The organism is Gryllotalpicola protaetiae (assembly GCF_003627055.1).
GTDB classification, from domain to species: Bacteria; Actinomycetota; Actinomycetes; order Actinomycetales; family Microbacteriaceae; genus Gryllotalpicola; species Gryllotalpicola protaetiae.
Map to the genome: position 1 here is coordinate 344,264 of NZ_CP032624.1, position 21,080 is coordinate 365,343.

Annotated in this window: 37 protein-coding genes; 4 read left to right on the forward strand and 33 right to left on the reverse strand. The window is 69.4% G+C overall.

Features of this window, described 5'->3' with window-relative positions; genetic code table 11:
* Nucleotides 1-6: 6 nt before the first annotated feature.
* The 33 genes from D7I44_RS01710 to D7I44_RS01855 form a co-directional block, all read right to left on the reverse strand.
* Complete coding sequence (locus D7I44_RS01710) at nucleotides 7-948, reverse strand: phage major capsid protein (protein ID WP_120787907.1); 942 nt, start codon at nucleotides 946-948, stop codon at nucleotides 7-9.
* A 17-nt stretch (nucleotides 949-965) separates the two neighbouring features.
* Complete coding sequence (locus D7I44_RS01715) at nucleotides 966-1,484, reverse strand: capsid assembly scaffolding protein Gp46 family protein (protein ID WP_120787908.1); 519 nt, start codon at nucleotides 1,482-1,484, stop codon at nucleotides 966-968.
* An 84-nt stretch (nucleotides 1,485-1,568) separates the two neighbouring features.
* A complete protein-coding gene (locus D7I44_RS01720; protein ID WP_120787909.1) occupies nucleotides 1,569-2,291 on the reverse strand; it encodes a VG15 protein in 723 nt (240 codons plus the stop codon).
* Nucleotides 2,288-3,751 carry a phage portal protein gene (locus tag D7I44_RS01725; RefSeq protein ID WP_120787910.1) on the reverse strand — a complete coding sequence of 488 codons (1,464 nt, stop codon included), beginning with the start codon at nucleotides 3,749-3,751 and terminating at the stop codon, nucleotides 2,288-2,290. Before D7I44_RS01725 ends, D7I44_RS01720 begins: the two co-directional genes overlap by 4 nt.
* The gene (locus tag D7I44_RS01730; RefSeq protein WP_120787911.1) at nucleotides 3,748-5,145 is read right to left on the reverse strand and encodes a terminase; all 1,398 of its coding nucleotides are present in this window, start codon (nucleotides 5,143-5,145) and stop codon (nucleotides 3,748-3,750) included. Before D7I44_RS01730 ends, D7I44_RS01725 begins: the two co-directional genes overlap by 4 nt.
* Nucleotides 5,146-5,155: 10 nt before the next feature.
* Nucleotides 5,156-5,437, reverse strand: coding sequence for a hypothetical protein (locus D7I44_RS01735; protein WP_120787912.1), 282 nt, complete (start codon nucleotides 5,435-5,437; stop codon nucleotides 5,156-5,158).
* Nucleotides 5,438-6,073: 636 nt separating this feature from the next.
* Nucleotides 6,074-6,346 carry a hypothetical protein gene (locus D7I44_RS01740; RefSeq protein WP_120787913.1) on the reverse strand — a complete coding sequence of 91 codons (273 nt, stop codon included), beginning with the start codon at nucleotides 6,344-6,346 and terminating at the stop codon, nucleotides 6,074-6,076.
* A gap of 99 nt (nucleotides 6,347-6,445) precedes the next feature.
* Nucleotides 6,446-6,802, reverse strand: coding sequence for a hypothetical protein (locus tag D7I44_RS01745; RefSeq protein ID WP_120787914.1), 357 nt, complete (start codon nucleotides 6,800-6,802; stop codon nucleotides 6,446-6,448).
* 740 nt (nucleotides 6,803-7,542) lie between these two features.
* Nucleotides 7,543-7,968, reverse strand: coding sequence for a hypothetical protein (locus D7I44_RS01750; protein WP_120787915.1), 426 nt, complete (start codon nucleotides 7,966-7,968; stop codon nucleotides 7,543-7,545).
* Nucleotides 7,968-8,630, reverse strand: coding sequence for a hypothetical protein (locus tag D7I44_RS01755; RefSeq protein WP_120787916.1), 663 nt, complete (start codon nucleotides 8,628-8,630; stop codon nucleotides 7,968-7,970). The genes D7I44_RS01750 and D7I44_RS01755 overlap by 1 nt, the downstream gene beginning before the upstream one ends.
* An 85-nt stretch (nucleotides 8,631-8,715) precedes the next feature.
* A complete protein-coding gene (locus tag D7I44_RS01760) occupies nucleotides 8,716-9,144 on the reverse strand; it encodes a hypothetical protein (protein ID WP_120787917.1) in 429 nt (142 codons plus the stop codon).
* On the reverse strand, nucleotides 9,141-9,335 hold the full coding sequence (locus D7I44_RS01765) for a hypothetical protein (RefSeq protein ID WP_120787918.1): 195 nt from the start codon (nucleotides 9,333-9,335) through the stop codon (nucleotides 9,141-9,143). Before D7I44_RS01765 ends, D7I44_RS01760 begins: the two co-directional genes overlap by 4 nt.
* A complete protein-coding gene (locus D7I44_RS01770; RefSeq protein WP_120787919.1) occupies nucleotides 9,328-9,513 on the reverse strand; it encodes a hypothetical protein in 186 nt (61 codons plus the stop codon). Before D7I44_RS01770 ends, D7I44_RS01765 begins: the two co-directional genes overlap by 8 nt.
* Nucleotides 9,506-9,724, reverse strand: coding sequence for a helix-turn-helix domain-containing protein (locus D7I44_RS01775; protein ID WP_120787920.1), 219 nt, complete (start codon nucleotides 9,722-9,724; stop codon nucleotides 9,506-9,508). Before D7I44_RS01775 ends, D7I44_RS01770 begins: the two co-directional genes overlap by 8 nt.
* On the reverse strand, nucleotides 9,721-9,939 hold the full coding sequence (locus D7I44_RS01780; protein ID WP_120787921.1) for a hypothetical protein: 219 nt from the start codon (nucleotides 9,937-9,939) through the stop codon (nucleotides 9,721-9,723). The genes D7I44_RS01775 and D7I44_RS01780 overlap by 4 nt, the downstream gene beginning before the upstream one ends.
* On the reverse strand, nucleotides 9,936-10,598 hold the full coding sequence (locus D7I44_RS01785; RefSeq protein WP_120787922.1) for a hypothetical protein: 663 nt from the start codon (nucleotides 10,596-10,598) through the stop codon (nucleotides 9,936-9,938). Before D7I44_RS01785 ends, D7I44_RS01780 begins: the two co-directional genes overlap by 4 nt.
* Nucleotides 10,595-11,005: a beta-sandwich lipoprotein gene (locus tag D7I44_RS01790; RefSeq protein WP_120787923.1), complete on the reverse strand. Its 411-nt coding sequence runs from the start codon at nucleotides 11,003-11,005 to the stop codon at nucleotides 10,595-10,597. Before D7I44_RS01790 ends, D7I44_RS01785 begins: the two co-directional genes overlap by 4 nt.
* 43 nt (nucleotides 11,006-11,048) lie before the next feature.
* Complete coding sequence (locus D7I44_RS01795) at nucleotides 11,049-11,240, reverse strand: hypothetical protein (RefSeq protein WP_120787924.1); 192 nt, start codon at nucleotides 11,238-11,240, stop codon at nucleotides 11,049-11,051.
* A 13-nt stretch (nucleotides 11,241-11,253) separates the two neighbouring features.
* Nucleotides 11,254-11,397 (reverse strand): hypothetical protein, encoded by a 144-nt coding sequence (locus D7I44_RS17985; protein ID WP_162940000.1) that lies wholly within the window; start codon nucleotides 11,395-11,397, stop codon nucleotides 11,254-11,256.
* On the reverse strand, nucleotides 11,387-12,109 hold the full coding sequence (locus D7I44_RS01800; protein WP_120787925.1) for a hypothetical protein: 723 nt from the start codon (nucleotides 12,107-12,109) through the stop codon (nucleotides 11,387-11,389). The genes D7I44_RS17985 and D7I44_RS01800 overlap by 11 nt, the downstream gene beginning before the upstream one ends.
* Nucleotides 12,102-12,521, reverse strand: coding sequence for an HNH endonuclease (locus D7I44_RS01805; protein WP_120787926.1), 420 nt, complete (start codon nucleotides 12,519-12,521; stop codon nucleotides 12,102-12,104). Before D7I44_RS01805 ends, D7I44_RS01800 begins: the two co-directional genes overlap by 8 nt.
* On the reverse strand, nucleotides 12,518-12,700 hold the full coding sequence (locus D7I44_RS17990) for a hypothetical protein (RefSeq protein ID WP_162939965.1): 183 nt from the start codon (nucleotides 12,698-12,700) through the stop codon (nucleotides 12,518-12,520). The genes D7I44_RS01805 and D7I44_RS17990 overlap by 4 nt, the downstream gene beginning before the upstream one ends.
* The gene (locus D7I44_RS01810; protein WP_120787927.1) at nucleotides 12,697-12,996 is read right to left on the reverse strand and encodes a hypothetical protein; all 300 of its coding nucleotides are present in this window, start codon (nucleotides 12,994-12,996) and stop codon (nucleotides 12,697-12,699) included. The genes D7I44_RS17990 and D7I44_RS01810 overlap by 4 nt, the downstream gene beginning before the upstream one ends.
* Nucleotides 12,993-14,057 (reverse strand): DNA adenine methylase, encoded by a 1,065-nt coding sequence (locus tag D7I44_RS01815; protein WP_120787928.1) that lies wholly within the window; start codon nucleotides 14,055-14,057, stop codon nucleotides 12,993-12,995. Before D7I44_RS01815 ends, D7I44_RS01810 begins: the two co-directional genes overlap by 4 nt.
* A 2-nt stretch (nucleotides 14,058-14,059) precedes the next feature.
* Nucleotides 14,060-14,920 (reverse strand): YfdQ family protein, encoded by an 861-nt coding sequence (locus tag D7I44_RS01820; protein ID WP_120787929.1) that lies wholly within the window; start codon nucleotides 14,918-14,920, stop codon nucleotides 14,060-14,062.
* Entirely contained in the window at nucleotides 14,917-15,306 is a 390-nt protein-coding gene (locus D7I44_RS01825) for a hypothetical protein (protein ID WP_120787930.1), read from the reverse strand. The genes D7I44_RS01820 and D7I44_RS01825 overlap by 4 nt, the downstream gene beginning before the upstream one ends.
* Before the next feature lie 13 nt (nucleotides 15,307-15,319).
* Nucleotides 15,320-15,580, reverse strand: coding sequence for a hypothetical protein (locus tag D7I44_RS01830; protein WP_120787931.1), 261 nt, complete (start codon nucleotides 15,578-15,580; stop codon nucleotides 15,320-15,322).
* Nucleotides 15,577-16,065 carry a hypothetical protein gene (locus tag D7I44_RS01835; RefSeq protein ID WP_120787932.1) on the reverse strand — a complete coding sequence of 163 codons (489 nt, stop codon included), beginning with the start codon at nucleotides 16,063-16,065 and terminating at the stop codon, nucleotides 15,577-15,579. Before D7I44_RS01835 ends, D7I44_RS01830 begins: the two co-directional genes overlap by 4 nt.
* Nucleotides 16,055-16,762: a hypothetical protein gene (locus tag D7I44_RS01840; RefSeq protein ID WP_120787933.1), complete on the reverse strand. Its 708-nt coding sequence runs from the start codon at nucleotides 16,760-16,762 to the stop codon at nucleotides 16,055-16,057. Before D7I44_RS01840 ends, D7I44_RS01835 begins: the two co-directional genes overlap by 11 nt.
* A complete protein-coding gene (locus D7I44_RS01845; RefSeq protein WP_120787934.1) occupies nucleotides 16,759-17,589 on the reverse strand; it encodes a hypothetical protein in 831 nt (276 codons plus the stop codon). Before D7I44_RS01845 ends, D7I44_RS01840 begins: the two co-directional genes overlap by 4 nt.
* Complete coding sequence (locus D7I44_RS01850; RefSeq protein ID WP_162940001.1) at nucleotides 17,586-18,125, reverse strand: crossover junction endodeoxyribonuclease RuvC; 540 nt, start codon at nucleotides 18,123-18,125, stop codon at nucleotides 17,586-17,588. Before D7I44_RS01850 ends, D7I44_RS01845 begins: the two co-directional genes overlap by 4 nt.
* A 79-nt stretch (nucleotides 18,126-18,204) precedes the next feature.
* On the reverse strand, nucleotides 18,205-18,423 hold the full coding sequence (locus tag D7I44_RS17995) for a helix-turn-helix domain-containing protein (protein WP_162940002.1): 219 nt from the start codon (nucleotides 18,421-18,423) through the stop codon (nucleotides 18,205-18,207).
* A complete protein-coding gene (locus tag D7I44_RS01855; protein WP_120787936.1) occupies nucleotides 18,420-18,653 on the reverse strand; it encodes a helix-turn-helix domain-containing protein in 234 nt (77 codons plus the stop codon). Before D7I44_RS01855 ends, D7I44_RS17995 begins: the two co-directional genes overlap by 4 nt.
* A 278-nt stretch (nucleotides 18,654-18,931) precedes the next feature.
* Here D7I44_RS01855 and D7I44_RS18000 point away from each other — a divergent pair, with 278 nt between their 5' ends.
* The 4 genes from D7I44_RS18000 (at nucleotide 18,932) to D7I44_RS01875 (ending at nucleotide 21,075) form a co-directional block, all read left to right on the forward strand.
* On the forward strand, nucleotides 18,932-19,195 hold the full coding sequence (locus tag D7I44_RS18000; protein ID WP_162940003.1) for a hypothetical protein: 264 nt from the start codon (nucleotides 18,932-18,934) through the stop codon (nucleotides 19,193-19,195).
* Between the two features lie 94 nt (nucleotides 19,196-19,289).
* Nucleotides 19,290-20,549 (forward strand): hypothetical protein, encoded by a 1,260-nt coding sequence (locus D7I44_RS01865; RefSeq protein ID WP_162940004.1) that lies wholly within the window; start codon nucleotides 19,290-19,292, stop codon nucleotides 20,547-20,549.
* Nucleotides 20,546-20,851 (forward strand): hypothetical protein, encoded by a 306-nt coding sequence (locus tag D7I44_RS01870; RefSeq protein ID WP_120787939.1) that lies wholly within the window; start codon nucleotides 20,546-20,548, stop codon nucleotides 20,849-20,851. The genes D7I44_RS01865 and D7I44_RS01870 overlap by 4 nt, the downstream gene beginning before the upstream one ends.
* Entirely contained in the window at nucleotides 20,851-21,075 is a 225-nt protein-coding gene (locus tag D7I44_RS01875) for a hypothetical protein (protein ID WP_120787940.1), read from the forward strand. The genes D7I44_RS01870 and D7I44_RS01875 overlap by 1 nt, the downstream gene beginning before the upstream one ends.
* Nucleotides 21,076-21,080 lie beyond the last annotated feature (5 nt).

Consider the following 21,080-nt stretch of genomic DNA (forward strand, 5'->3'; position numbering starts at 1 on the left):
CTAGGCCTACTCCGTGTCGCCGTTGTCGCCGCCGGCCGCCTCGTTGTACTTGACGAAAGCGTCGACGTCGTAGCAGAGCCAGCCGAACTCGGCCTCCACCCGGATCGCGACCAGGTTGTGCTCCCAGAGGCTGGTCAGCTCGCCGTCGATCGTGACTGTCGCCTGGGTGGAGACGTCGTAGCTGATGCCGCCGACCGTGCCCCAGACGGTCTTGGTCCAGTCGCCGCCGAAGCCGACCGTCTCGTCCTCGGCGACGCCGTCGCCGATGAAGGCGGGGCGCCCGAGGAGGCGGCCGGCCGTGACGGTGGCGGCAGTCTCGATGGTGGGCGAGTCGATGAACAGCGGGCGGCCCGTGGTGTCGACGGCGGTGTTGAAGATCGGCTCGGCGATCGAGTCGAACGCGAAGCCGGTCAGGCGCTTCTTGTCGTTGACGAGGAGCGAGAGGCCGGCATTGAGGTCGGTGAAGAGCCCACCGGCCCCGGGCGCCGCGCTGCCGAGGGTGACGGTCTTGTCCGTCGCGGCCACGTAGTTCGGGTTCTCGGCACTCGTGAACGGCGAATTCGTGCCGTAGAGGGCGGCCTGGTCGAACGCGATGGCGAAGGCTTCACCGATCTGCGGGCGCAGGTTGGTGACGTAGCCGCCGGGGTTGGCGCGCACCACCTCGGCGGAGACGACGGCGATCGCCGCGAGCTTCTTCGGCTCGACGGTGACGAGCGCCTGGCCGCCGCGGGTGACGGGCTTCTGGCCGCCTTCAGAAACCCACGCCGCGGTGGGCTTCGTGGTCGTCACCGGGATGGCGACGCCGTTCGGGCCGAGGGTGATCTGGCGGGACAGGGGCTGCACCACCGATGCCCGCAGCGCCTCATCGAAGTAGGGTTGCGCGAGCGTCGGGGGCAGGAATCCGGCGAAGTCGCCGGTGCCGACGACGTCGCTGATCTGGTCGGTCATGGGGGTCTCCTTCTGAGCTATGCGGCCCCGACAGCGCGCTTGATCGCGTCCTCGAGACCGGATCCGTTGAGTGCCTTTTCAGGAGTCCGGCCCTGGCTTGGAACCACGAGGCGGCGCCCGTTCGGGTCGGGCGCTGCGGCCTTCGCCTCGAGCAGTTCGCGCACCTGCCGCGCCCGCTTCGTCATCTCCGCCTCGTCCTGCCCGGTGATCAGGTCGTGGTACTCGGGCGGGATGCCGAGGGTGGCGATGACGTTGAGCCGGGTCCGCTCGGAGGCATCCTCGTTGCGGGCTGACTCCAGCTCGCGGATGCGGTCCTGCGCCTTCTCCAGCTCGGTCTTGTTCGCCGCCTCGACCTCGTCCCAGCGCGCAGCGCGGGTCTTCAGGTCGTCGTAGTCGGCGAACTTCGCCCGCTCCCGCTTGAGCCGGTCGGAGAGGGCCCGCTCGAACTGCTCCTGGGTGGTGATGGGAGCGAATTCGTCTTGGGCGCTCGCCGCGTTGGCCTGGGGAGGCTCGGTGCCGGTGGGTTCCGTAGTCATGGGTCTTCGATCTCCTGCCGGGCATTGACCGCCGCCCGTTGTGCGTCGTCGCGGAATTGACCGCCCCGCGTGGGCGTAAGGGGTTCAGCGCAGGCCGTGATCGGCACGCATGCGGGCGAGCACCTCGCGGGTGCTCCCGCCGGCCGACTCCTGATAGAGCCGGGCGTAGTAGTCGACGTCGAATGGCAACTCTTCGCCGCGCTTGACGGGCACGATCGAACATCGGCAGTGGTCGTGGAACTGCTCAGCTGGGCGATTGCGAGTAGCGCCGCCGGCGGTGCGGGCCGAGTGGTACACAGCGCCGCGGGAGGCGAGCATCACGCAGAAGGCGCACGCGCCGCCGAAGGGCATGCGGGCGTATCCGATCGACACCCTGCGCTGGTGGTAGTCGCGGTCGACATTGCGGGCGATCGTGCGCCGGGAGGCGTTCGCGACGGCACGCTGGGAACTCCCCGCGAGCTTGCGGAACCACCAGTCGTTCTGCTCCTCAAGGGATGGAACAATCCCCGGCGGATTGGTGGCCCAGCCGATAGCTCGATGAAGGGCCCCGTCGTCGGCCTCTGGCGTATCGATCGCAGCCCAGCCGAGCGCAGTGGTGTCCTCGTACCAGTTCGCCGTCGCCATCACCGAGGCATCGATCACAGGCTGGAGCGCGGGCTGCAGAGCCACGTTGAGGTTGACGCGGGTCGCCGCCATGTCGCCAGGCACGGCAACGCTCTGCACCACCTGGTAGGTGCGGCGCATGGCCGCGCGAGAAAGGATGTCGATCGCCCGCCGCAGGTCGCGCGCCTGTACCGCGGTCGTCATTCGGGTACCCGCAGCCCCGCCGCCTGCGCGACCGCCGGGATCGTGGTCGCCCGCGCGGCCTCCTGCCCGATGGTCGCGAAGACCTGGCCAGCCTGCGCACGCCGCCGGTCGGCGCGAAGGCGCTCGACCGTGGTCTCGTCGTAGCCCATCTGCTCAAGCGCGACATCCGAGTCGGCGAACCATGGCATCGCGCCGATCTGCTTGATGACGGCATCGGTCGCTGAGGCGATCGACGGGGTCGCCGGGTTGCGGAACTTCGCCCGCAGCTGCCGCATCTCGGCGGTTGGCTCACTGAGCCCGTCGCGGAGCATCACCGCGTCCAGGGCCGCATCGACCAGGCCGGTGCCGAAGGCGCGGTTGGCGCCCTGGGCCTCGATGACCAGCTCCTCCTTGGCGGCGTAAATCGCCTCGGCGGACGCTGGGTTGTCCTGCACAACGCCGAGGGAGCCGACCGGCAGGTTCATCTCCGCGGCGAACATCTCGGAGAGGCCCGTGAGGTGCCGCAGGTGCGGGTCCATGGTCTGCTGCGGGAACTGGCCGACTTGCGGCAGCTCGCCGTCCTCGTCCCGCCCGATCGCCAGCCAGCGGCCCGTGACCGCCTGCCAGGCCGATTTGCGGACGCCCTTCGCGTCCTCGAACGCGGCCTCGTCGGCGCCGAGCAGGTACCGCTGCGGGGCTGAGAAGAACTCCGCCGACACCTCGGCGCGCAGAAGCACCCGCGCCGCCTGGTCCGTCAAGCTCATCGCAGCCCGGCTGATGCGGGAGTGGCCGAGGGGACGCTCCAGCTCGGGCTGGTACACGAGCGGGCGAACCGGCACCGCACCAAGCGGGTTCGGCTGCCAGTAGACCTCGAAGCGGCCAGGCGCGGGCCGGGTGATGTCGTAGACCCGATCGGGCAGGTAGATGATGAACTCGTCCGGCAGCCCGACGTCGTCAACATGCGGCACGACGAGCGCGGCGCTGAATTCCCGCAGGCGCTTGTCCCAGATGCCAGTAGCCCAGTGGGCTGAGTAGATGTTCTGGACGATCTCCGGCTCGCGTTCGTCCCGGCGGCCCTGACCGGTCACGATGAACGCGACCCCGTGGATCAGCGCCGACGTGATGCCCTGGGACACCTCGAGGTCCATGCGGTTGTCGTCCCAGACCTGATCGAGCCCAAACGGGTCGCTTGGGGATCCTGGAAGCGTGAAGCCGTCGAAGATGCACCGGCGAGCCAGCGCATTCACGCCCTTGGCCGGCCAGCCCATGACGATGTCTAGGCTGCGCAGCTGAGGCGGAACGGCGATGCCGAGGTCCTTGAGCGGCTGCTTCAGGTCGTAGTACATCGACCGGGTCTGGTTGCGGCGCAGCTTCCCGACCCACTTCTCGAGTAGCGCGGTGAATACCTCGCCGTCGTCCTCAAGCATTGGCAGGAGGCGGCTCACCCCCCAGTCGACCAGCGCCACGGCCTGATCGGTCACGAGAGCACCACCACCTTCGAGCGCAGCTGGTCACCGGTGTGGGCCTTGGCCTCGAGGCCGTGCAGCGCGAGCGTGACCGCGACGAGCGGCGAGATGTTGCCCGCCTTGGTCTTCCTGTTCCACTTCCACAGAGAGTCACCTATCGGTGTCCGCGTGGCGACGGCGACCGCCTCATCGAGCGGCGCCTGCCCGGAGTGGGCGAGCCGACCCGCGAGCACCATGTCGTAGAAGCGCCCGCAGGCCACCCCCAGGTCGCGGTAGCCGATCTGCATGGTGCGGACGTGCCGCTGCCGCAACTCCGGCATGATCGTCCCGGCGGCACCGGCGGCATCGACCACCACTGCGACGGGATGCATCGCCCGGCGAATCGCCGCCAGCCGATCAGGCACCCAACCGATCCCGGGCTCCTGAGCCGCTACCTCGACCATCGTGCGCCCGTCCTCAAGGCGCGCCGCCAGGCCGATAACCGCCGAGTCCCGGGCAGGCGGCACGTCAACAGCGAGGGCCAGCCGCGCGACGGGCACCCCGCCAAGGTCATCGGCGAAGCCCGCGTCCCAGGCCGCGGGCGGGATGGTCTGCTCTCCGCCGACCTTCGCCCAGATCCCGAGATGCTCCCGCTTGAACTCCTCATCGCCCATCGCCGCCCGCATGGACGCGATGAACTCCTCCGAGATCCGGATCCCAAATGCGGGGTTCGCCCGCCGCCAGTTCTCCGGGTCATCCGGGTCCGCATCATCAGGCACCGACCACTCGGCGTACATCAGCCGCTCATCGCCGACGATGCCGCGCGCCCGCAGCGCCTCCTGCACATCCGAGTCGAGCATCCCCGCACTCGAGGTGTAGAAGAGCTGCGGATTCCCGTCCAGCGACTTCGCCGCCATCGTCGGCAGCAGGGCAGCCATCATCGCCTGCCGCAGCCGGTACGCCTCATCCAGGTACACGACGTCGCCGGCGAGCCCTCGACCAGAGCCCGTCGAGCGGGCCATGAACCTGAGTCGGCACCCCGACTTCGTCTCGATGGCCTCCTCACCGGACGCCGTACGCACCCGCGCTACCAACCGGTCCAGCGTCGGCGTGTCCTCAATGAGGTGCCGCAACCGCAGGAAGTGCTCCTGCGCGGTCTTGAACTCGTGAGCGGTGTGGACCTGCAGGCTCTCGTTCCAGACGAACAGGCCCGCGAGCTGCCGACCCTCGAGCAGCGCACCCTTGCCGTTCTGCCGATTCGCCTGCAAGCCGACCTCGAACGCCGACCACTTGCCATCTGAACGCGTCCGGGTCATCCCCTCGGCGCCCAACTCCTGCCACGGGTCGAAGACCAGGCCGGCAGCGAACGACACCCCGAGCAGATCGTCAAGGCGGGCCTCCGACAGGCCGGCGTCGAAGGCCGGCGGCATCGTGAGGAACCTAGGCTCCTGAACGCCGAGCAGCGCGGAAGGCGGCGAGCTGGTCGGCAAGGCTGATCTCGCCACCCTTCGTCAGGTCGCGGATCCGGTCGATCAGCTCATCCCGGCGCTTGGAGAGGGCCGCAAGCGAGCTGGGCGCCGCCTCCCGCATGGCGTGCCGGATGATCGCGAGATTCGCCTGGGCGTCCTCGAGCGCGTCGTAGCTCACCGGCTCGGGCTGCGGGACGGCGCGGAGGCGCGGCACTGCATCGTCTTTGGCTCGCTGCGCCTTCTTGCCGTGCACGTAGGCCGACCATGCTCGCTTGCACTCGGCGCAGGGGGTTTCCCTGGCCCTGCGATGCCGCCGGTAGCCTGCCGCGGTCCCGTGGGGGAAGTCGGTCGCCATCGAAGCTCACCAGTTCGGGTCGGGCGGGATATCCCGGGATGCCACGCGCGGAAGTGCCTAAGCCGCCGGGGGGCGCGCCGCCCGGGGGCCGGGGGTCCCCCCCGGCCGGCCCCCGGGGAGCCGCCGACGCCCCGGGGCTCGTCTATAGGCGCGTCCGCGGCAGGCCGGCCCGCGACACTCGAAGTCCAGTCGCGAGTCGTCGGCACGTTGCCGCTTACGACCGGTCGGGCGCCGCGCCTCGAGTTGCAGCTGCGGTGGGCTGCTCGAAGCTCGCCGAGGAGTTTGCCGCCGAGCGCTCGAGGGTGCACGTGGTCTGCCGTGAAGGCGCCTGGGTCGGCGTACGGCAGTGAGTAGTCGATGGCCCCGCCGCAGAGCCAGCAGGGGTCGTGGCGTCTGCGGAGGGCTGCGACGCGTCGCTTGTAGGTCCGGTCGTTGTAGCCGGGGCTCGTCATCCGGGGGCCTCCCCTCAGGGGTAGCTGGCCGGGAGGGGTTGGCTGAGGGCTGGGGCCCGGGGGATCGATGTGCCCCCTGGGGTTATCTGCGGCCCCGCCGGGTCTTGCCGGCCTTCTCCTTTGACTGGCCGATGCCGGAGCGTCGGGCGACGACCTTCGCGACGGTGCGGACGGCGCCGCGGGTGTGGCGTTGGGCTACGCGGGCCATGGCGTTGCGGTGCAGGCCGAGGCGCTGCTGCTCGCTAATACCGGCTTGCTGGGCCTGGTGCTTCGTGGGGATCGGGTAGAGCCGCTTGTCGGGGTACGCGAAGGCGGAGTTCGGGAGGGCGTTGCGCTGCTTCGCGGTGAGGGCCACGGGGCACCTCCTTAGCGAAGTGAGGGCCGTCCCGTTCGGGAACGACCCTGCCTTGCAGGGATCCTAAGCAGACCCTGCGACATCGATCAACGGGTGTCCCTACTCTTCGGCGCGGTCGGCTACGGGCTCGTCGGTCAGGGCGTCGAGACCTTGCGCGGTGAGGGTGCGGACGATGCGGTCGTGCGCGTCGAGTGCGTCGGTCTCGGTGGCGTGGCGTTCCATGTAGGTGTCGGCCATGCCGTGCTCGAAGACGGCGGTCTCGAAGATGTAGGGCCGCTTCGTGTCGATCCAGGGGGCGAGGTCGAAGCCGACCCAGACGGTGGAGACCCAGACGACGTGGTTGTCGGAGGTGACGAGGTCGGTGGCGGCGACGCGCTTGTAGTCGATGTCGTGGTGGTGCTGTGCCCACCGCTCGAGGGTGATGGGGGCGCCGCTTCGGTCGTAGTAGTGGAACATGGCGGCCTCCTTAGGTCGTTGAGATGGTAGGGGGACATCGTGTCCCGGTGGTGAAGCCTCGCCAAGCCGCGTCGGGCGTCGCCACGCGCTGCCTGCTGCCCCCGCCGAGCCGAGCCAAGCCTTGCCGCGCCGCCCCAAGACTGGCCGAGCCGAGCCTGCCCTGCGTGGCCTGGCCATGCCTGGGGGGCCGAGCACCGCCATGCGGAACCTAGCCGGCCGAGCCATGCCGAACGATGCCCAGCCACACCCATCCCCGACGGCCTCACCGTGCCAAGCCGGGCCTGGCCATGACCTGAACGACTCGCCTCGCCTGCCGAGCCGCGACTTGCCTTGCGCCGCCGAGCCAAGCCTGCCGAGCCGAGCCTGGACCGCCCGCGCCGAGCCGAACCTAGCCGAGCCGCGACCTGCCTGCCGCACCATGCCCGGACGAGCCAAGCCAACCCACGCCTGCCCCGCCTTGCCAAGCCGGGCCGTGCCCGGACAACCGAGCCGAGCCTAGACGGCCTTGCCCTGCCATGACTGGCCCCGCCGGGCGCAGCCACGCCGCGCCTGGCTTGCCTTAACAGGCCGTGCCACACCCAGCGCCGCCATCCCGAGCCGGTCCCCGCCTGCCGTGCGTAGCCCGGCCTTGCCACACCATGCCGCACCCAGCGGAGCCATGCCGGGCCCAGCACTGCGGTGCCATGCCCAGCCAGCCGCGCCGAACCATGCCCAGCCCTGACTAGCCGAGTCGCGCCTGCTCAGGCGGCCTCGATCGCCCCGCGCAGCAGGTCGCGGTACTCACGCAGGTGACCGTACTTCTGACGGAAGCTGGCGATCTCGCGTTCTGCCTCGCGCAGGAGCATCTCGGCGAGGAATGGGTCACGCAGTGCGTCCTCGGTCGGGATGTATTCCCGGTGGGGATCGTCGGAACCGGCCTGCCTGACCGGCATGAAGGCGCGCACGGTGCGGGGCCCGTGCTCGTCGCTGGTGTAGACGACGCTCACCCGGCGGATGAGGTCGCCGGCCTGGATCTGCCGGTACCGCTCGCTCGCGACGGCGTCGTCCCACTCGAAGCGGTCGTGCAGGGGCGACGCGTCGGGGCGGGCGTACTCGACCAGACCCGCCGGGGTGAGGCGGCCCATGCTGGCGCGGGCATCGGTGAGGAGCTGCCGGAGGTCAGCCATCAGTCGATGACTTCGACCTGGCGGGTCTTGTCGATGCCGTAGGTACCGAACTCGCCGCGCTTCTCGGGGCGCCACTCCCCCACTCCAATGCCCATGCCGCCCGCGTCGATGAGCGAGAGGACGGAGCCCTGCGAGATCGAGGACTTGATGAACATGACCTCGAGCGTCGCGGACCAGGTGGGGAACTCGGCGCGGTACCTGAGGTCCGCGGAGCGGCTCGGGCCGCCGAGCCGGACGACGTCCTCACGCTGCCGCGGGGTGCCTTCGATCTTGACGAGCTGCTGCGGGTCGGCGTCGGTGAGGATGCCGCGCATGAAGAGGAACTGGCGCAGGCTCGTCATCGTCAGGCTCTTGCCGTAGAAGCGGGCGGCGCCGATGGTCGCGGCCTTGAACGCGGTGACGGGGAAGCCGTAGCCGGTCTCGCCGGTGATCGGGTCGTTGATACGGTAGAAGGAGGCCTGATACTCGGCCTCGGGGTCGCGGATCTCCTTGATCTTCTTCTTGCCCTGCTGCGCCTCAAGCATCTGCCGCTTCGACTTCTCGCTGAAGTTGTGGACGATGAGCGGGCTGTTGCCGACGATCGGCACGCGGAGGGTGATGGCGTCGATCGACTCGATGGCGATCTGGTCTGCCAGGGTCGCCGTGGTGGTAGTAGTGGACACGAGGTCCTCCTTTTTTTCTCGGGGATGGCCTGCTTTCATCTGGGACCCTTGGGCGGCTGCAGGCCGAGCTGCCGCCCGGGGGGTTCTAGAGCCCGGCTCGGCGCTGCTCGTTGAGGCGGCGCGCGACCTGCGGAAGGTCGTGCCAGGAGTGCATCATGCGGGGCGGCGGCTCGCCCTTGAGCGCGTCCGCGGTGCGTTCGAGGATCTCGGTGAGCTTCTCGCAGAGCTGCCTGTACTCCTCGATCTCGCTGGTCAGCTCTGCGATGGCGTCGAGGAGTTGCGGGACGCCGGCACGAGCCCAGGCGATGAAGGCGGCGTCGCGCTGAGGCTCGTAGCCGCTGCGGGGGTAGTCGTCGTCGGTGACGTGGACGGTGCCCCCGGCGAGGCGCGGGTCCATCGTGTACACGCTCGTCTCGTGCCGGGCGTCCTCGGTATCGACCAGCCAGGGCCCTGGGGTGGCGCTGTCGACCAGCTCGCGGGCGCGGCTGATGAGCGGCCCGATCTCGTCGCTCATTCCTGGCCCCAGTTCTCGATGCATTCCTGGGTGGCGCGGTAGCGGCGCTCGTAGCCCTCGAGCGGGCGGGCCGGGTCGTCCTCGTAAGCCCACCGGTTGACGTAGGTGCCGTCCTTGAGGACCGCGACCGACCAGCCGTCGTACACCCCAGGCAGCTCGATCAGATGCGCGATGGTCTCCGCACTAAGCACGGTGGCGTCCCCTCGGGCCGTTCTGGGGGTTTGGGTCCGCGAAGCCGACGTGGACCCAGTTGCTGCGGTCGTCGCGGTCTTTGCCTGCGGGTATGACGTAGACCGCCGTGGCGATGCTCGCCGTGGGCGTGTGGATCGCGGTCTCCGGGTCGAGCGGGTCGATGATGTAGTCACGCATGAGCGTCTTCCTGTCCCTTGGCCTTGAGGAGCCGGCGGCGCCAGACGGCGAGCAGGTGCTCCTCCTGCACGAGCCGGATGACCGTGCGGCCCGTGTTGTCGCAGATGCGGATCGTCGGCAGCTCGCCGTTCGCGATCCAGCGGTCGATGGTGCGCCGGTCCTTGCGGACGCGGCGGGCGGCGTCGCCGACGCTGAGCAGGGTGCCCGTCATGGCTCGTCCGCGGTCAGCTCGTAGAGGATGGGGCCAGGCCCGATGGGCGCCGAGCGGGACACGGTGACGGGGTTGGCGTACCCGCGCTCGAGGGCGCCGCGGGCCCAGTGGTGCGCACCCGTGCTGGTGAGGAACCGGCGACGCATCCCCGAGACCTCACCGGCCGCGCTGGCGATGTAACACTGCACCTCGTACACGAACCGACTGGTGCTCATGCGAGCACCCACTGCATGAGCCTCGCGAGCGGCTTCGGGTCGGGTTGCCAGCCGCAGAGCCCGCAGCGGACGAGGAGCTGGTCGGCGCCCCGCCAGACCGCGGTGACCTCGACCTCGCCGCACACTGGGCAGGGCCGAGGCCGCTGTTGCCGCTCTGGCCGCGGAGCCCGCGGGTAGCGGGCGTTCAGGCCATCGAAGAGCGTTGTCGCGTCAGCGGCGAACGTGTGCCCGAACTGCTCGTCCCGGCGGATCCGATCGAGGCGCACTCCGAGCCAGATTGAGTAGTCGGACAGGAGGGTGCGGGCCCGCTCCGCGGTGACCCCGGCGCCGAAGCCGAGGACCACCTGGTCGCCCTCGCGCCGGTACGGGCGCCACCTCTCCAGCGGCGGGGCCTCTCCCCAGAGGTCTGCGTAGTAGACGGCCCAGGTGTGCACGGCTCCGAACATTTCGTCCGCGTCCTGCATCGCCTGAAGCTTCATCGGCGCCGACCAGGCCGGGAGCACCTCGCCGCGCTCGGTCCTGCCAGAGATGGCGAGCGAGCGGACGTGCAGGATCAGCTCGGGCGCCTGGTGCAGCGCCGACCGGGTGATCCACCACAGCCGCTCCTCGGAGGCCTGTTCCTCGGTCTGGATCGCATCGACGTCGACCGGGTCCCTCACTGGTCACCTCCCGCGTGCTGGATCTCGAAGTGGGGGACGGTCGCCGCGAACTGGATGTCGTACGCGAACGGGTCGGACTTCTGCGCCTCGGTCTGGATGACGGTGAGCGTGGTGTTATCGCCGCTCTCGAAGATCTCCTTGACGTAGTCCTGGCTGCGCTTCCCGATCTTGCAGACCACGGAGTGCTCGTTGCCCTTGTCGCTGTCGTCGGGGTCGAGCGAGCAGAGCCCTTGGATCTCCACGATGTTCGTATTGGTGATGTCGTCGTGGACGACCACGGTGCGGTGCACGTCGAAGTTGTCGGCCTGGCGGGAAAGGTTCGTGCTGACGTTGTGCGCCTGTGTGCATCCGGTCAACGCGAGGGCGCCCGCAGCGAGGATGCTGGCAGTGATCTTGCGGCTTCTCATGGGTGTGGCCTTTCGATGGGGCGACGGGGGGCGGGATCGGCGGTTATGCCGGGTTCTCGAGCTGCATGGCGACGAGGTCCGCGTCGTTCGCGGCGGTCATGATCAGCTCGACCAGCTCACGGGCCTCGTTCGGCTCGAGCGGGATGCTGTGCCCGTCGACTTCGATGACGACTTGCCCGTCGTCGTTGGCCCAGGCGTCGGCGAGGGTGTCCTCGTGGATTCTGGTGATGGCCATTACGTGCCTCCGGTTATGCGTGGAGCCTGAAGTACTGGTAGAGCGCCCACTCGTAGGGGCTCAGGTCTTTGGCGGTGACTGTGGCGATGAAGTTCGTGAAGGCGTAGTCGCTGGGCAGGAGGGGCTCGTCGGGTAGCGGGAAGGGGTTATCCGTCATCGGGCGCCTCGGGGTGTGGATAACTCGGCGGCGATTTGCCCGGGTTCTCGATAGAGAACGGTGCTGGTGAAGGGTGCTTGGTGAAGGTGCTGGTGGAGAGGGGGGCTGAGCCGGGGCCTGAGCCGGGATCTGAGGTCAGCCCGTCGAGGGCCTCATGCCAGGCCTGAGAGGGGGCCTGAGCTGGGGGCTGACCGCCGGCCTGCGCGATGCCGTACAGGCGCCAGTCGAGGTCCGTCTCCAGGTCCCGGGCGTCGACCGCCGGTTGGCGTAGGACGCCCTGCACCTGGGCCTTCTCCCACGCGCTGAGTTCGGGGTGCTCCTTCTTGAGGCGGCGCAGCTCGGCGACGATCACGGCGCGGATCTTCGCCGAGACGACGGTGGCGTAGCTCTTGGCGACGGACACGGCGAGGTGGGCCTGCCACATGACCCGGTCGTGTCGGAGGAAGCCCCGGACGAGCGCCTCCTCGGTCTGCTGGTCGATGACGAGCCACCACCGGTCGGCCAGCTCCTGGGCGGCGACGAGCAGGTCGAGGGTGGTCTGCTCGGCGGTGAGGGCGGCGAGCCGCGCCGGGCGGAAGTCGACCACGCCGCACCACGAGAGGTTGGGCGCGGTGGCGATCTTGAAGTAGAGGGCCTGGGCCCCCGCGGTGAGCGTGCGGAAGTCGCTGTCGCCCCAGAGGGTGCGGTCGACGGCGGCGTAGTCCCTAGCCATGGGCTGCCGCCATTCCGAGCTGCTGGTAGAGGAGCGCCCCGTAGAGGTCGACCATGAGCTGCATTGCGCGGCCCGAGTCGATGGGGGTGCGTCCGCCGATCCGGTCGAGCAGGTACCAGGCGCGGGCGAGGGGGTAGTAGACGGGGACCTCGAGGAGCTGCTCGAAGGGCACCCAGCGGCGGACCTTCCAGCCGCGCAGGAGGGCGGTGGCTTGCAGGTGCGCTTCGAAGGCGGCGTTGCAGTAGCGGCAGGCGGTGAGGCCCTCCCAGACGTTGACGCGATGGTCGCTGCCGCCCATGCCGACTGCCTGCCGGTGTTGGAACTCGAGCAGGTCCTGCCGGCCGCAGGCGATGCACCGCTCGCCATCGCGCTGGTAGACGAGCTTGCGGACGTTGTCGTTGGGGGCGGTCATGCCGCCTCCCGGCTCGTGACGAGCAGAAGCTCGAGGGCACGGGCGGCCTGCTGCGGGACGACGCCGTTGCCGAGGAGCATGAGCTGCGCCTTGCGGGCTGCGGCCTGGGACCAGTCCTGCCAGATCGCCGGGTCGGTCACCCAGCCCCCATAGTCAGAGCAGATCGAGCGAAGCCTCATGCGACCCTCCCGAAGAGGATCGCCTCGGCGTCGACGGCGGCCTGGAAGGCGTCGAGGATGCCAGTGCGCCCGTGGCGGCGGGCAGCGTGCTTGACGGTCCCCCGGCGGACGCGAAGCTCCTGGCAGGCGAGCAGGATGTGCACGCCTTGGCTGAGCAGGAACTCGATCTCGTCCAGCATCTCGCGGCCCCGCAGCGGGCCCTGCTCCCGCGGTTCCGAGTCGGGCCAGAGGAAGCCGCCCCAGGTGTGGCGGCGCCGCCAGTCGGCGAGGACCACAACCCACTCGTCGTCGCTCATGCCCGCTCCTGGACGCTGTCGAAATCGAAGAGGGCGTTGGACGGGTCGAGGCACGCCGGTGAGAGCCAGAGCCGCTCGCGCTTCCCGGCTCGTGGGTCGTTGTTGTACCCGGCGCCGGAGCCCGACTTGCCGGCCTCTACGCGCCAGCCGTGCTCGAGTAGCTCGTCGTGCTCGTCACCGAAGCCGCAGAGGACGACGCGGTAACCGTGGGCGTTCTCGATGCACCAGGCCCGTACCTGGGCGGAGATCGAGTTGGCGTCGTCATCGCGGTTCGTCACCGCGTAGACGTCGCCGCTGGTGGCGTAGGGCGGGTCGAAGAAGATCCCGATGGAGCCGGGCCCGGCGGTCGCGCGGAGGGCCGCCGGGGTCATGATGCGGTCCCAGGAGCCGCAGGTGATGCGGGTGTCGCTCAGCCGCTCGGAGAGGGCGAGGAGCCACCGGCGGCGACCGTCGATGTCGGCGCCGCGCTCGGAGAAGATCCCGCGGCCGGCCTGTCCGATGGAGGGCAGCTGACGGACCGCACCGGAGTTGAGGCCCTGCCCTGCGCTGGAAAGATGCGGCATCTGCCGGACGGCCCCGTCGACCCGCTCGGCTTCGAGGCGCGAGTCGACCAGGCGCCCTTCCCTCACGTACCAGGGCCCCGGGCCGAACGGGTCGCCGATGCCGCAGTTGATGGCGTAGACCCAGAAGCCGGCGGCCTTGGCGTCGAAGTGGTCGGGGGCGCCCTCGAGCCAGGAGACGAGGTCCTGCTGGCGGCGCTCCTGCAGCCAAGCGAGGCGGGCGTGGTATTCGGCCTCCATCACGGGGGCGAGCGTCCAACGCAGTACGTCCTCGGGGTCGTACTTCACCGCGCGCCAGAAGTTGACGAGCCAGCCGTCGAGATCATTCAGGGTCTCGACGCGGCGCCCGCTCACCGCGGGCCTGGCGAGGAGGACGGCGGCGGAGCCGGCGAACGGCTCCACGTAGCCGCCGACGTCGCCGAGCGCGCGCCAGACCGCCTCGGCTGCGCGCCTTTTCCCGCCGAAGTAGATGAACGGGGCGCTGAGCTGCTCGTCGGCCATGGCTACGGGCGCCCGCGGTAGATGTTCTGGGTGAGGCCCTCGTAGTCCGGCATGCCGGGCACGTCGTGGCGGCCTTCGCGGATGGCGGTGACTACGTCCTCGAAGGCGCCGTCGAGGATCTCCTGAGGGCGGTCGATCACGATGCCGAGCGAGAGGGCGCTTCCGCGGAGCCGGTAACGCAGGCGCGCGGGGACGCGGTAGGCGGGTCCGTCGACGTAGGGGCGTAGAACGAGTGTGATCTCGCTCGGGATGTCGAGGTTGCCCCTCTGGCCTGCCTTCGCGGTGACCGTCTCCTTGTACTCGAGCCGGGTCTGCCCGGAGTCGAGGCGGGTGCCGGACTCGAAGTCGACGTTGGTCTTGGCCTGGAACGTCTGGGCGATTTCGAGGAGGCGGGCGCTGGGCGGCTCCTCGACGTCGGCGGCGTGCTCCTCGATGAAGTCCGCGAAGGCGACCTGCATCTGGAGCTGCCGGTCGAAGGCGGCCCAGGCATCCCAGGCCTTGGTCGTGCGCAGCTTGAGGCGGATGACATGCCGTTCCCAGCCCTCGTCCTTGCGGTTCCCGGCGGGGGCGTCCACGATGCCGACGACCTCGGCCGATTCGCTGTCGACCCAGATCTCGCTCGCCTGATTGGCGTGCTTTGCCATGTACGCGACGAACGAGCGGGCGTCGCGGACGGTGCGGCTGTACTGCCCCCAGCGCGGATGCTCGGCGTAGGCGTCGGTGTCGATGATCTCGGTGCCGTCCGTGCCGGCGACGGCATAGATCGCCCCGGCGGCGACCTCTATCGGCGCGGCGCCTTCGAGGGCGAGTGCCGCCCCGACGCCGGCCTCGGACGTGCCGGCGTTCTCGATGCTCTTGATCACTTGTCGATCTCCTTGATCTCGCCGGTGATGGGGTTGGCGGGGGGCAGGTCGCGGATGTCCTCGTCCTCGAAGAGCGGCATGGCGGACGGGTCGCGGCGGGAGAGGGTGTGGTCGGTGTCGACGTAGGCGATGGACGCGTCGCGGGTCCGGGTGGGCCGCTTGGCCTTGATCTCGTCGTTGACCATGAGCGCGGTGCCTGCGCCGTCGAGGGGCTTGAGGACGACGGTGAGGGTCAGGGTTCCGGCCTTGCCGGTGTCCTCGACGGCGGCGACGAGCTTGGTGAGTTCCTCGTGTAGCTCCCGGTCGGTGCCGGGGCGGGTGGAGGCGAGGAAGGCGGCGAAGCTGCCGGGCCTGGCGGCCTCGGACTTCGCGTCGTGATGGGGCATGGTGCTCCTTCCGTTAGATGGGCTCGCCTGCTTGGGAGCGGGCGAGTTGCTGTTCGAGTTGGACGGCGATGCCGCGTGCCCGCTCGAGGTCGTCAAGTAGCTCGGAGATGTTGATGTCGGACCAGTCGGGCCGCTCGAGACCGGTCATGGCCTTGTCGACTGCGGCCACGAGATCGGCGGCGCCGTACCGGCGCTCAGGTCGCGCGGCGAGAAGCGCGCGGCCTCGTCGCAGGTACTGGACGGTCTCGGCGATGCCGTGGAGTCGCTGGCTCATGCGCGTGCCGCCCCGGATAGCTGGTAGGTCAGCTCGACCTGCTTCGACTGCGTCTGCACTGCCGAGGTGCGGTCGCGGACGAGCGCGGCGAGGTCCCGGGCGTATTGGTAGGCGACCTCGGCGTTGTCGACCGTCTCGGTGGCGTTGAGGGTCGCCAGCTCGGTCTCGGCCTTGCGGCTTTCTACGTCGCGCCCCTTGGCCTCGCGCAGCGCGAGGGCGCGGGCGCGGGCGAGCGTCCTCTTGGCGGTGCGGCGAGTGCGGTCGGCCTCACGGACGATGCGCACGTTCTGGGCGGCCAGATGCCCGAGCATCTCGAGGTCGTAGATGATCGAGTCGGGGGTCTTGATCAGCCCCGGGGCGGGCGGCTCATCGGGAGCCACCCGCCGTGCGACGTACTCGCACCAGGCCGTGACCCGCTCGGGGTCAACCAGATCCGGCCCGCCGAGATCATCAAGGACTTCGCCGGTCCTTTCGTCAGTCCGCATCGCCGGTCTCCACCCACTCCAGCTCGGGTGCCTCGGGCTGCGGGGCAGCAACGGGCGCTGGCTCCTCCTCCGGGGGCAGCTCGGGCTCGTCGGCGGCAACGCGGGCGGGCAGCGCTGCCCGGCGCGCCGTGCGCTTGGGTGCCGCCTTCGGCTCATCGGCGGTAGCTGCCCCGAGATCCATCAGCTCCTCCGCGGTGTACTCGAGGCCGAGGACGAGATCGGAGGCGATGAGGCGGACCAGCTCGCTGGTGGCGCGGGCCAGGAGCATCGCGGTGGGCTGCTTCTTCCAGTTGTCCTTGCCGATCAGCTCGGCCTGCCTGGCGCGGTCCATGGTCCAGGTCGAGCGCTCGACCTTGTCGATGCCTTTGCGGCGGCCGGCGACGACCGCGCGGGTCGCCGTCGACTCCTCGGTCCAGATCTCGTGCCCGCGGGCCTGCACGAGGGCACGCAGGGCGATGGCGCGGATGGCGGGGGTGCCGTTGATGATGTCGATGGCACGGAGCGCCGCCATGGGCTTGAGGCCAATCTCCTGGCCAGTGAGGATCGCCGCGGTTGCCTCGTCGGAGCGCCCCTGAAAGGAGCGCGGCACGAAGCTCGTGGTGACGAGCTTCTGCGCGGCACCGTAGATGAGGGAGAAGTCCCGGGCCCAGCGCTCGAGGTCCCCCTGGGGCTCGAGGACGGCCAGCTCAGCGCTCATGCGGCGGCCTCCGAGAAGAAGAACTCCTCGCCCTTGTAGGCGTCGAGGGGGTACCGGCCGTCCGGGGTCTTGATGCCAGTGCGGCGGGCGACCGTGGCGGCGTACTGGAAGGTGCGGTACGCCTCCTGGCTCGTCGCCATCGGGTAGATGCTGAAGCCGTCCGCGCGCAGCCAGATCGCCCAGTGGTCGGTGATCTTGAGCCCTGCCATCTCGTGGTCTGCGCCGTCCGGGCCGACGTAGTAGTCGGCGTTCGCGTAGGCGGCGAGCTGCAGGGCGACCTCGGGGTAGATGCCGGAGCGGTTGGTCTTCCAGTCGCCGAGGATGACGCGGCCTGGCAGCAGGTCGCTGGTGAAGACCATGTCGAGGGTGCCCGCGTATAGGGCGCGCCGGTGCCAGACGCTGGTCTCGGTGAGGATGGGGCGGATTTTTCCCGTGTCGAGGAAGCGCACGCAGGACTCGACGTGCCCTGCGAGTTCCTCGGGCACCGGCACCTCCTCGCCGGCGATGAGCTTCTCCGCGAGGGCGTGCACCTCGGTGCCGCGCCCGGCGGCGGCGTCCCGGTCGGCGTCCTTGGCGCCCTTCAGCACCTTGAGTCGCGCGGACGGGGCCAGCAGGGCGAGGTCCTCCCAGTTGTCGACGGCGTACTCGGCGGTGACGTTGCCCGCCCAGTTGACGAGTGCGGGCTTCGGGATGCCGTTGCTGAGCAGGGTGGTGACGCCGTCGAGCTTCACCTCAGTGCCGTCGTCGCGGCGCAGGTAGTAGGCGTGGTTCTTGCCGAAGTTGCGGCGGCGCAGCGGGGAAGGCGGCGCCTGGGTCTCGATGGTCATGCGGCCTCCTCGGGCCAGTGGATATTGCGGTAGGCGGCGGTCTGGGCTCTATCGAGGCCCCCGTCGCGGGCGGCGCCGAGCCAGCGGGATCCGGCGCAGGCGAGGGCGAGGGCGTCGGCTTGGTTGTCGTCGCGGACGTTGAGGACGGGGAAGCGCTCCCGCATGGTGCGCAGTACCGTGCGCTTGTCGGCGCTCCCGTCACCGGTCGCGTACTTCGCCCGGGTCCTCGGCGCGACAATGACGACCTCGAGGCCGCGACCGCGCAGCTGGTCGAGGAGCATCCAGTAGAGGCCGGCGCGCTCGAAGCGCGCGCCGTGCTGTGAGCCATAGGACGGCCCCTCGATGACGACGAGCGCGGTGTCCTCGGGCACCAGCGCGAGGATGCGCTCGAGGGCAAGGTGCACGCGGCCGGCGGTCGCGGCGGGTCCGCCGAGGACGGGCCGGGTCTTGACGGTTGCGAGCCCGAAGCTGGTGCCGCGGATAGCGGCGAGTCCCGTGGCGCGCAGGGACGGGTCAATGCCGATCACCGTGCGCACGGCGCCACCTCGGGGCCACGACACGCCCGGGCCGAAACTTTCGACATATTCGCAGGTCCCCTCTTGTGGGGACCGGCGCCTAGGCGGCGTCGGTCCCAGTCGAGTGCTGCGCGACGCCGGGCTCGCGCTCGAGCCGGCCGCGCATCCATGCGTCGAGGTCGTCCTGGTAGAAGACGACGAGGCCGCCGTGCCGGTAGCTGGTCGGGCCGAGCCGGCGATAGCGCAGGTACTTCAGCGTGTTATAGGCGATGCCGCAGTACCGCGCGGCATCGCGCATGCGCAGGGCGGGGCCGATCATGGTGCCGTCTCCCGCGTGCCGATGAGGACCTCGACGTCTACGCCGAGCCAGGCGGCGAGCAAGTCGAGCTGTTGCAGGTCATATGGCCTTTGGCCGTGGAAAAGGCGGTATGCGGTCGGGCGCGCCAGGTGCAGCACGCCCATCATCTCCGTGACTTTGAGGTTGGCCCGCGCCATCTCAGCGCGTACCCTCGCGGCCACTTCTACCCAATGTGGTGCGTCGGATGCCATGCTTTGATTACTAGTCCTCACAAAGAGGTACGTGCAATCTTTCTGTGTGCTACTGTCACATTTTGAGTACACCTATCCCTTTGAAGCCAGGTGGGTACCCTGAATGCATGCCGCCGCAGTCGACCACGCACAAAGAGCCCCTGACGGGCCTCGCACGTCAGGTGGCCGACTTCACAACGCAGGAGCTAGAGCGCCGTGGAGTCCCCCGCGAGGCGCTCCGCGCCGCCCTCGGGCGGTCGCGGAACTATATGGTCCACCATCTGGGGGAACGTCCCACCATGAGCTTCGACCTCGGAGAGGTCGAAATGATCGCCGAGTTCTTCGGCTGGGAGCCGATCGAGTTCCTCCTGCGCTGCGTGAATCCGTTGGCAGCCTTCTTCCCGAAGCGGCTCGCCCCGGTCTACGAGGTGCGCACGGTGGGGACACACAGCATCGTCTCGATCGTCAGATCGGATGTGCCGTTCATACAAGCGGCGATGAAGTTCGACGCCGCAACCGCACTCGTGAGCGTGCCCCGCGACGAGTCCGCCGTAGCGGAGTAGCCCGCCCTCAAACGCTTCACCCTGGCCCCCGCCTGCCCGCGGGGGCTTTTCTTGTGCATCGCACCACCACCCTGCCCCAAAGAAGGAGGCCTCAATGGCAGGTATGAGCATGAAAGAGATCAGCGAGCTGGTGGCGTACATCGAACCGCAGGGGGTGAGAACGCTACGCACGAAGAAGGGCATCCTCCTACGCCTGCCCAACGATGAGACGGCGATGGTGCACTTCACCACCTCCGATGTTCGGGCGAAGGACAACCTGAGGACGCGGCTGCACCGTGCTGGGATCGAGTGCCCCGACGATCGCCACCCACTCGGGCTCCCCCCCTACATCACCGAAACCAAGCCGTCGAAGGGAACGCTGGAGCGGGTGCTCGCGGCACTGAGGACGGTCGGCGAGCCGTGGCGGCCGTCGCCTGCGGAGATCGAGTTGGCGACGGGGCAAGGCTACGTTCCCGTCCGATCCGCCCTGTACCACCTCGGCTATCGGCCCGAACGCCGACCCAATAAGAAGCTCGCCACCCGGTGGATCATCGACCCGAGCGACCCTGACTTCGTCTCCCTCTTCCCACCCCAGTCCAAGCAACAGGAGGAACCCGTTATGACCGCCGTCGGAGCCGTGTCGGAGGCCGCGCCCCCTCAGGGCGGTGAGCACCACACCTCGACCCGCACCACTGTCCTCGAACGATTGAGAACGGACCCAGAGCGGACGTGGACGCGAGCTGAGCTGGTGGAAGGCCTCGAACCGTCACAGGCGAACAGCGTTGACAGACGGCTTCTGACGATGCGCCAAGAGGGTTCGGTGATTCGGGTCGGCGTCGGCCTCTACCGGCTGTCGGACCAGGCGCCTGCCCCCGAGGCCAACCCCCGGACGAGTGAGGGCGTGCACGAGTTCATCCTTCGGCAGATCGCCGCGCACCCGAGGACCGTGCTCACCACGGAATCGGCCCTGGCAATGCTTCCCGTAGGCACCAAGCAGGACACGGTGGCCAAGGCACTGAACCGACTAGCTAAGCGCGGCCTTCTACGCCGGGTCGCGCGCGGCAAGTTCAGGCCGATTGCCAGCGCAGTGCGGGACCTTTCGGTTCTGACGCCCGCCGTTGACCCAAAGACGCTGGCCGAAGTGGTGGCCGCCGCGCCTGAGTCGGGTCCGGTGACGGTCGAGCCTGATGTTGCGGCCCCCACGACGGTACTCACCGAGGCGGCGAGCCCATTGGTCCGTGAGTTCATCGACACCCATGATTCGTGGACCCTCGACGTCGAGGTGCTGCCGTCTGGGCTCAGCGTCGAGCAGCTCGGCGCGCTTCTCACGGCAACGGGCCTCGCCTTCGAGATCCGCGTCTGGCGCGCAGCGTGAGCGACTGGGCGGATGACCCGCAAGCCCAGCAGTGGGTGCAGCACGTCCTCGATGAGCTGTTGCCGATGATCGAGGACTCGGCGATCACGGTGAGCATCGTGCCCCACGGCCCTGCGGACGTGAAGTTCGCCGTCGAGCTGGGCTTGTCGATCATGCTCGACAAGCCGATCATCCTGACCATCCCGCCAGGTGCGCGAATCCCCGACCATCTGCGTCGGGTAGCCGACGACATTGTCGACCTCGGCTCCGCCGAGACTGGCGATCGGATCAAGGCCGCCCTCGAGCGCCTGGGCGGGTCGTGATGCGCCGCCTCCTGGCCTGGGCATTCCCCGCCGCCCTCGTCAGCAGCTACCTCAGCTCGATCATCGGCAGTGCCGCCGGCGGCTGGAGCTGGTGGCTCCTGCTACATGCCGCCGCCGCGGTCACGTGGGGGTGGTCCGTCCATCTCAATGCCCGATCGGCGTACCTGCGCGGCAAGGCCGATTGCCTCATCGAGGGCGTCTTCTTCATCGAGCGCCGTCCCTAGACGCC

What these genes read in the sequence shown, in the direction of transcription:
- D7I44_RS01710 (WP_120787907.1), bottom strand. Translation starts at nt 948, where the DNA reads ATGACCGACCAGATCAGCGACGTCGTCGGCACCGGCGACTTCGCCGGA.
- D7I44_RS01715 (WP_120787908.1), bottom strand. Translation starts at nt 1,484, where the DNA reads ATGACTACGGAACCCACCGGCACCGAGCCTCCCCAGGCCAACGCGGCG.
- D7I44_RS01720 (WP_120787909.1), bottom strand. Translation starts at nt 2,291, where the DNA reads ATGACGACCGCGGTACAGGCGCGCGACCTGCGGCGGGCGATCGACATC.
- D7I44_RS01730 (WP_120787911.1), bottom strand. Translation starts at nt 5,145, where the DNA reads ATGCCGCCGGCCTTCGACGCCGGCCTGTCGGAGGCCCGCCTTGACGAT.
- D7I44_RS01745 (WP_120787914.1), bottom strand. Translation starts at nt 6,802, where the DNA reads ATGTTCCACTACTACGACCGAAGCGGCGCCCCCATCACCCTCGAGCGG.
- D7I44_RS01750 (WP_120787915.1), bottom strand. Translation starts at nt 7,968, where the DNA reads ATGGCTGACCTCCGGCAGCTCCTCACCGATGCCCGCGCCAGCATGGGC.
- D7I44_RS01760 (WP_120787917.1), bottom strand. Translation starts at nt 9,144, where the DNA reads ATGAGCGACGAGATCGGGCCGCTCATCAGCCGCGCCCGCGAGCTGGTC.
- D7I44_RS01770 (WP_120787919.1), bottom strand. Translation starts at nt 9,513, where the DNA reads ATGCGTGACTACATCATCGACCCGCTCGACCCGGAGACCGCGATCCAC.
- D7I44_RS01775 (WP_120787920.1), bottom strand. Translation starts at nt 9,724, where the DNA reads ATGACGGGCACCCTGCTCAGCGTCGGCGACGCCGCCCGCCGCGTCCGC.
- D7I44_RS01780 (WP_120787921.1), bottom strand. Translation starts at nt 9,939, where the DNA reads ATGAGCACCAGTCGGTTCGTGTACGAGGTGCAGTGTTACATCGCCAGC.
- D7I44_RS01790 (WP_120787923.1), bottom strand. Translation starts at nt 11,005, where the DNA reads ATGAGAAGCCGCAAGATCACTGCCAGCATCCTCGCTGCGGGCGCCCTC.
- D7I44_RS01795 (WP_120787924.1), bottom strand. Translation starts at nt 11,240, where the DNA reads ATGGCCATCACCAGAATCCACGAGGACACCCTCGCCGACGCCTGGGCC.
- D7I44_RS17985 (WP_162940000.1), bottom strand. Translation starts at nt 11,397, where the DNA reads ATGACGGATAACCCCTTCCCGCTACCCGACGAGCCCCTCCTGCCCAGC.
- D7I44_RS01800 (WP_120787925.1), bottom strand. Translation starts at nt 12,109, where the DNA reads ATGGCTAGGGACTACGCCGCCGTCGACCGCACCCTCTGGGGCGACAGC.
- D7I44_RS01805 (WP_120787926.1), bottom strand. Translation starts at nt 12,521, where the DNA reads ATGACCGCCCCCAACGACAACGTCCGCAAGCTCGTCTACCAGCGCGAT.
- D7I44_RS17990 (WP_162939965.1), bottom strand. Translation starts at nt 12,700, where the DNA reads ATGAGGCTTCGCTCGATCTGCTCTGACTATGGGGGCTGGGTGACCGAC.
- D7I44_RS01810 (WP_120787927.1), bottom strand. Translation starts at nt 12,996, where the DNA reads ATGAGCGACGACGAGTGGGTTGTGGTCCTCGCCGACTGGCGGCGCCGC.
- D7I44_RS01815 (WP_120787928.1), bottom strand. Translation starts at nt 14,057, where the DNA reads ATGGCCGACGAGCAGCTCAGCGCCCCGTTCATCTACTTCGGCGGGAAA.
- D7I44_RS01825 (WP_120787930.1), bottom strand. Translation starts at nt 15,306, where the DNA reads ATGCCCCATCACGACGCGAAGTCCGAGGCCGCCAGGCCCGGCAGCTTC.
- D7I44_RS01830 (WP_120787931.1), bottom strand. Translation starts at nt 15,580, where the DNA reads ATGAGCCAGCGACTCCACGGCATCGCCGAGACCGTCCAGTACCTGCGA.
- D7I44_RS01835 (WP_120787932.1), bottom strand. Translation starts at nt 16,065, where the DNA reads ATGCGGACTGACGAAAGGACCGGCGAAGTCCTTGATGATCTCGGCGGG.
- D7I44_RS01840 (WP_120787933.1), bottom strand. Translation starts at nt 16,762, where the DNA reads ATGAGCGCTGAGCTGGCCGTCCTCGAGCCCCAGGGGGACCTCGAGCGC.
- D7I44_RS01845 (WP_120787934.1), bottom strand. Translation starts at nt 17,589, where the DNA reads ATGACCATCGAGACCCAGGCGCCGCCTTCCCCGCTGCGCCGCCGCAAC.
- D7I44_RS17995 (WP_162940002.1), bottom strand. Translation starts at nt 18,423, where the DNA reads ATGATCGGCCCCGCCCTGCGCATGCGCGATGCCGCGCGGTACTGCGGC.
- D7I44_RS01855 (WP_120787936.1), bottom strand. Translation starts at nt 18,653, where the DNA reads ATGGCATCCGACGCACCACATTGGGTAGAAGTGGCCGCGAGGGTACGC.
- D7I44_RS18000 (WP_162940003.1), top strand. Translation starts at nt 18,932, where the DNA reads ATGAGCTTCGACCTCGGAGAGGTCGAAATGATCGCCGAGTTCTTCGGC.
- D7I44_RS01865 (WP_162940004.1), top strand. Translation starts at nt 19,290, where the DNA reads ATGGCAGGTATGAGCATGAAAGAGATCAGCGAGCTGGTGGCGTACATC.
- D7I44_RS01875 (WP_120787940.1), top strand. Translation starts at nt 20,851, where the DNA reads ATGCGCCGCCTCCTGGCCTGGGCATTCCCCGCCGCCCTCGTCAGCAGC.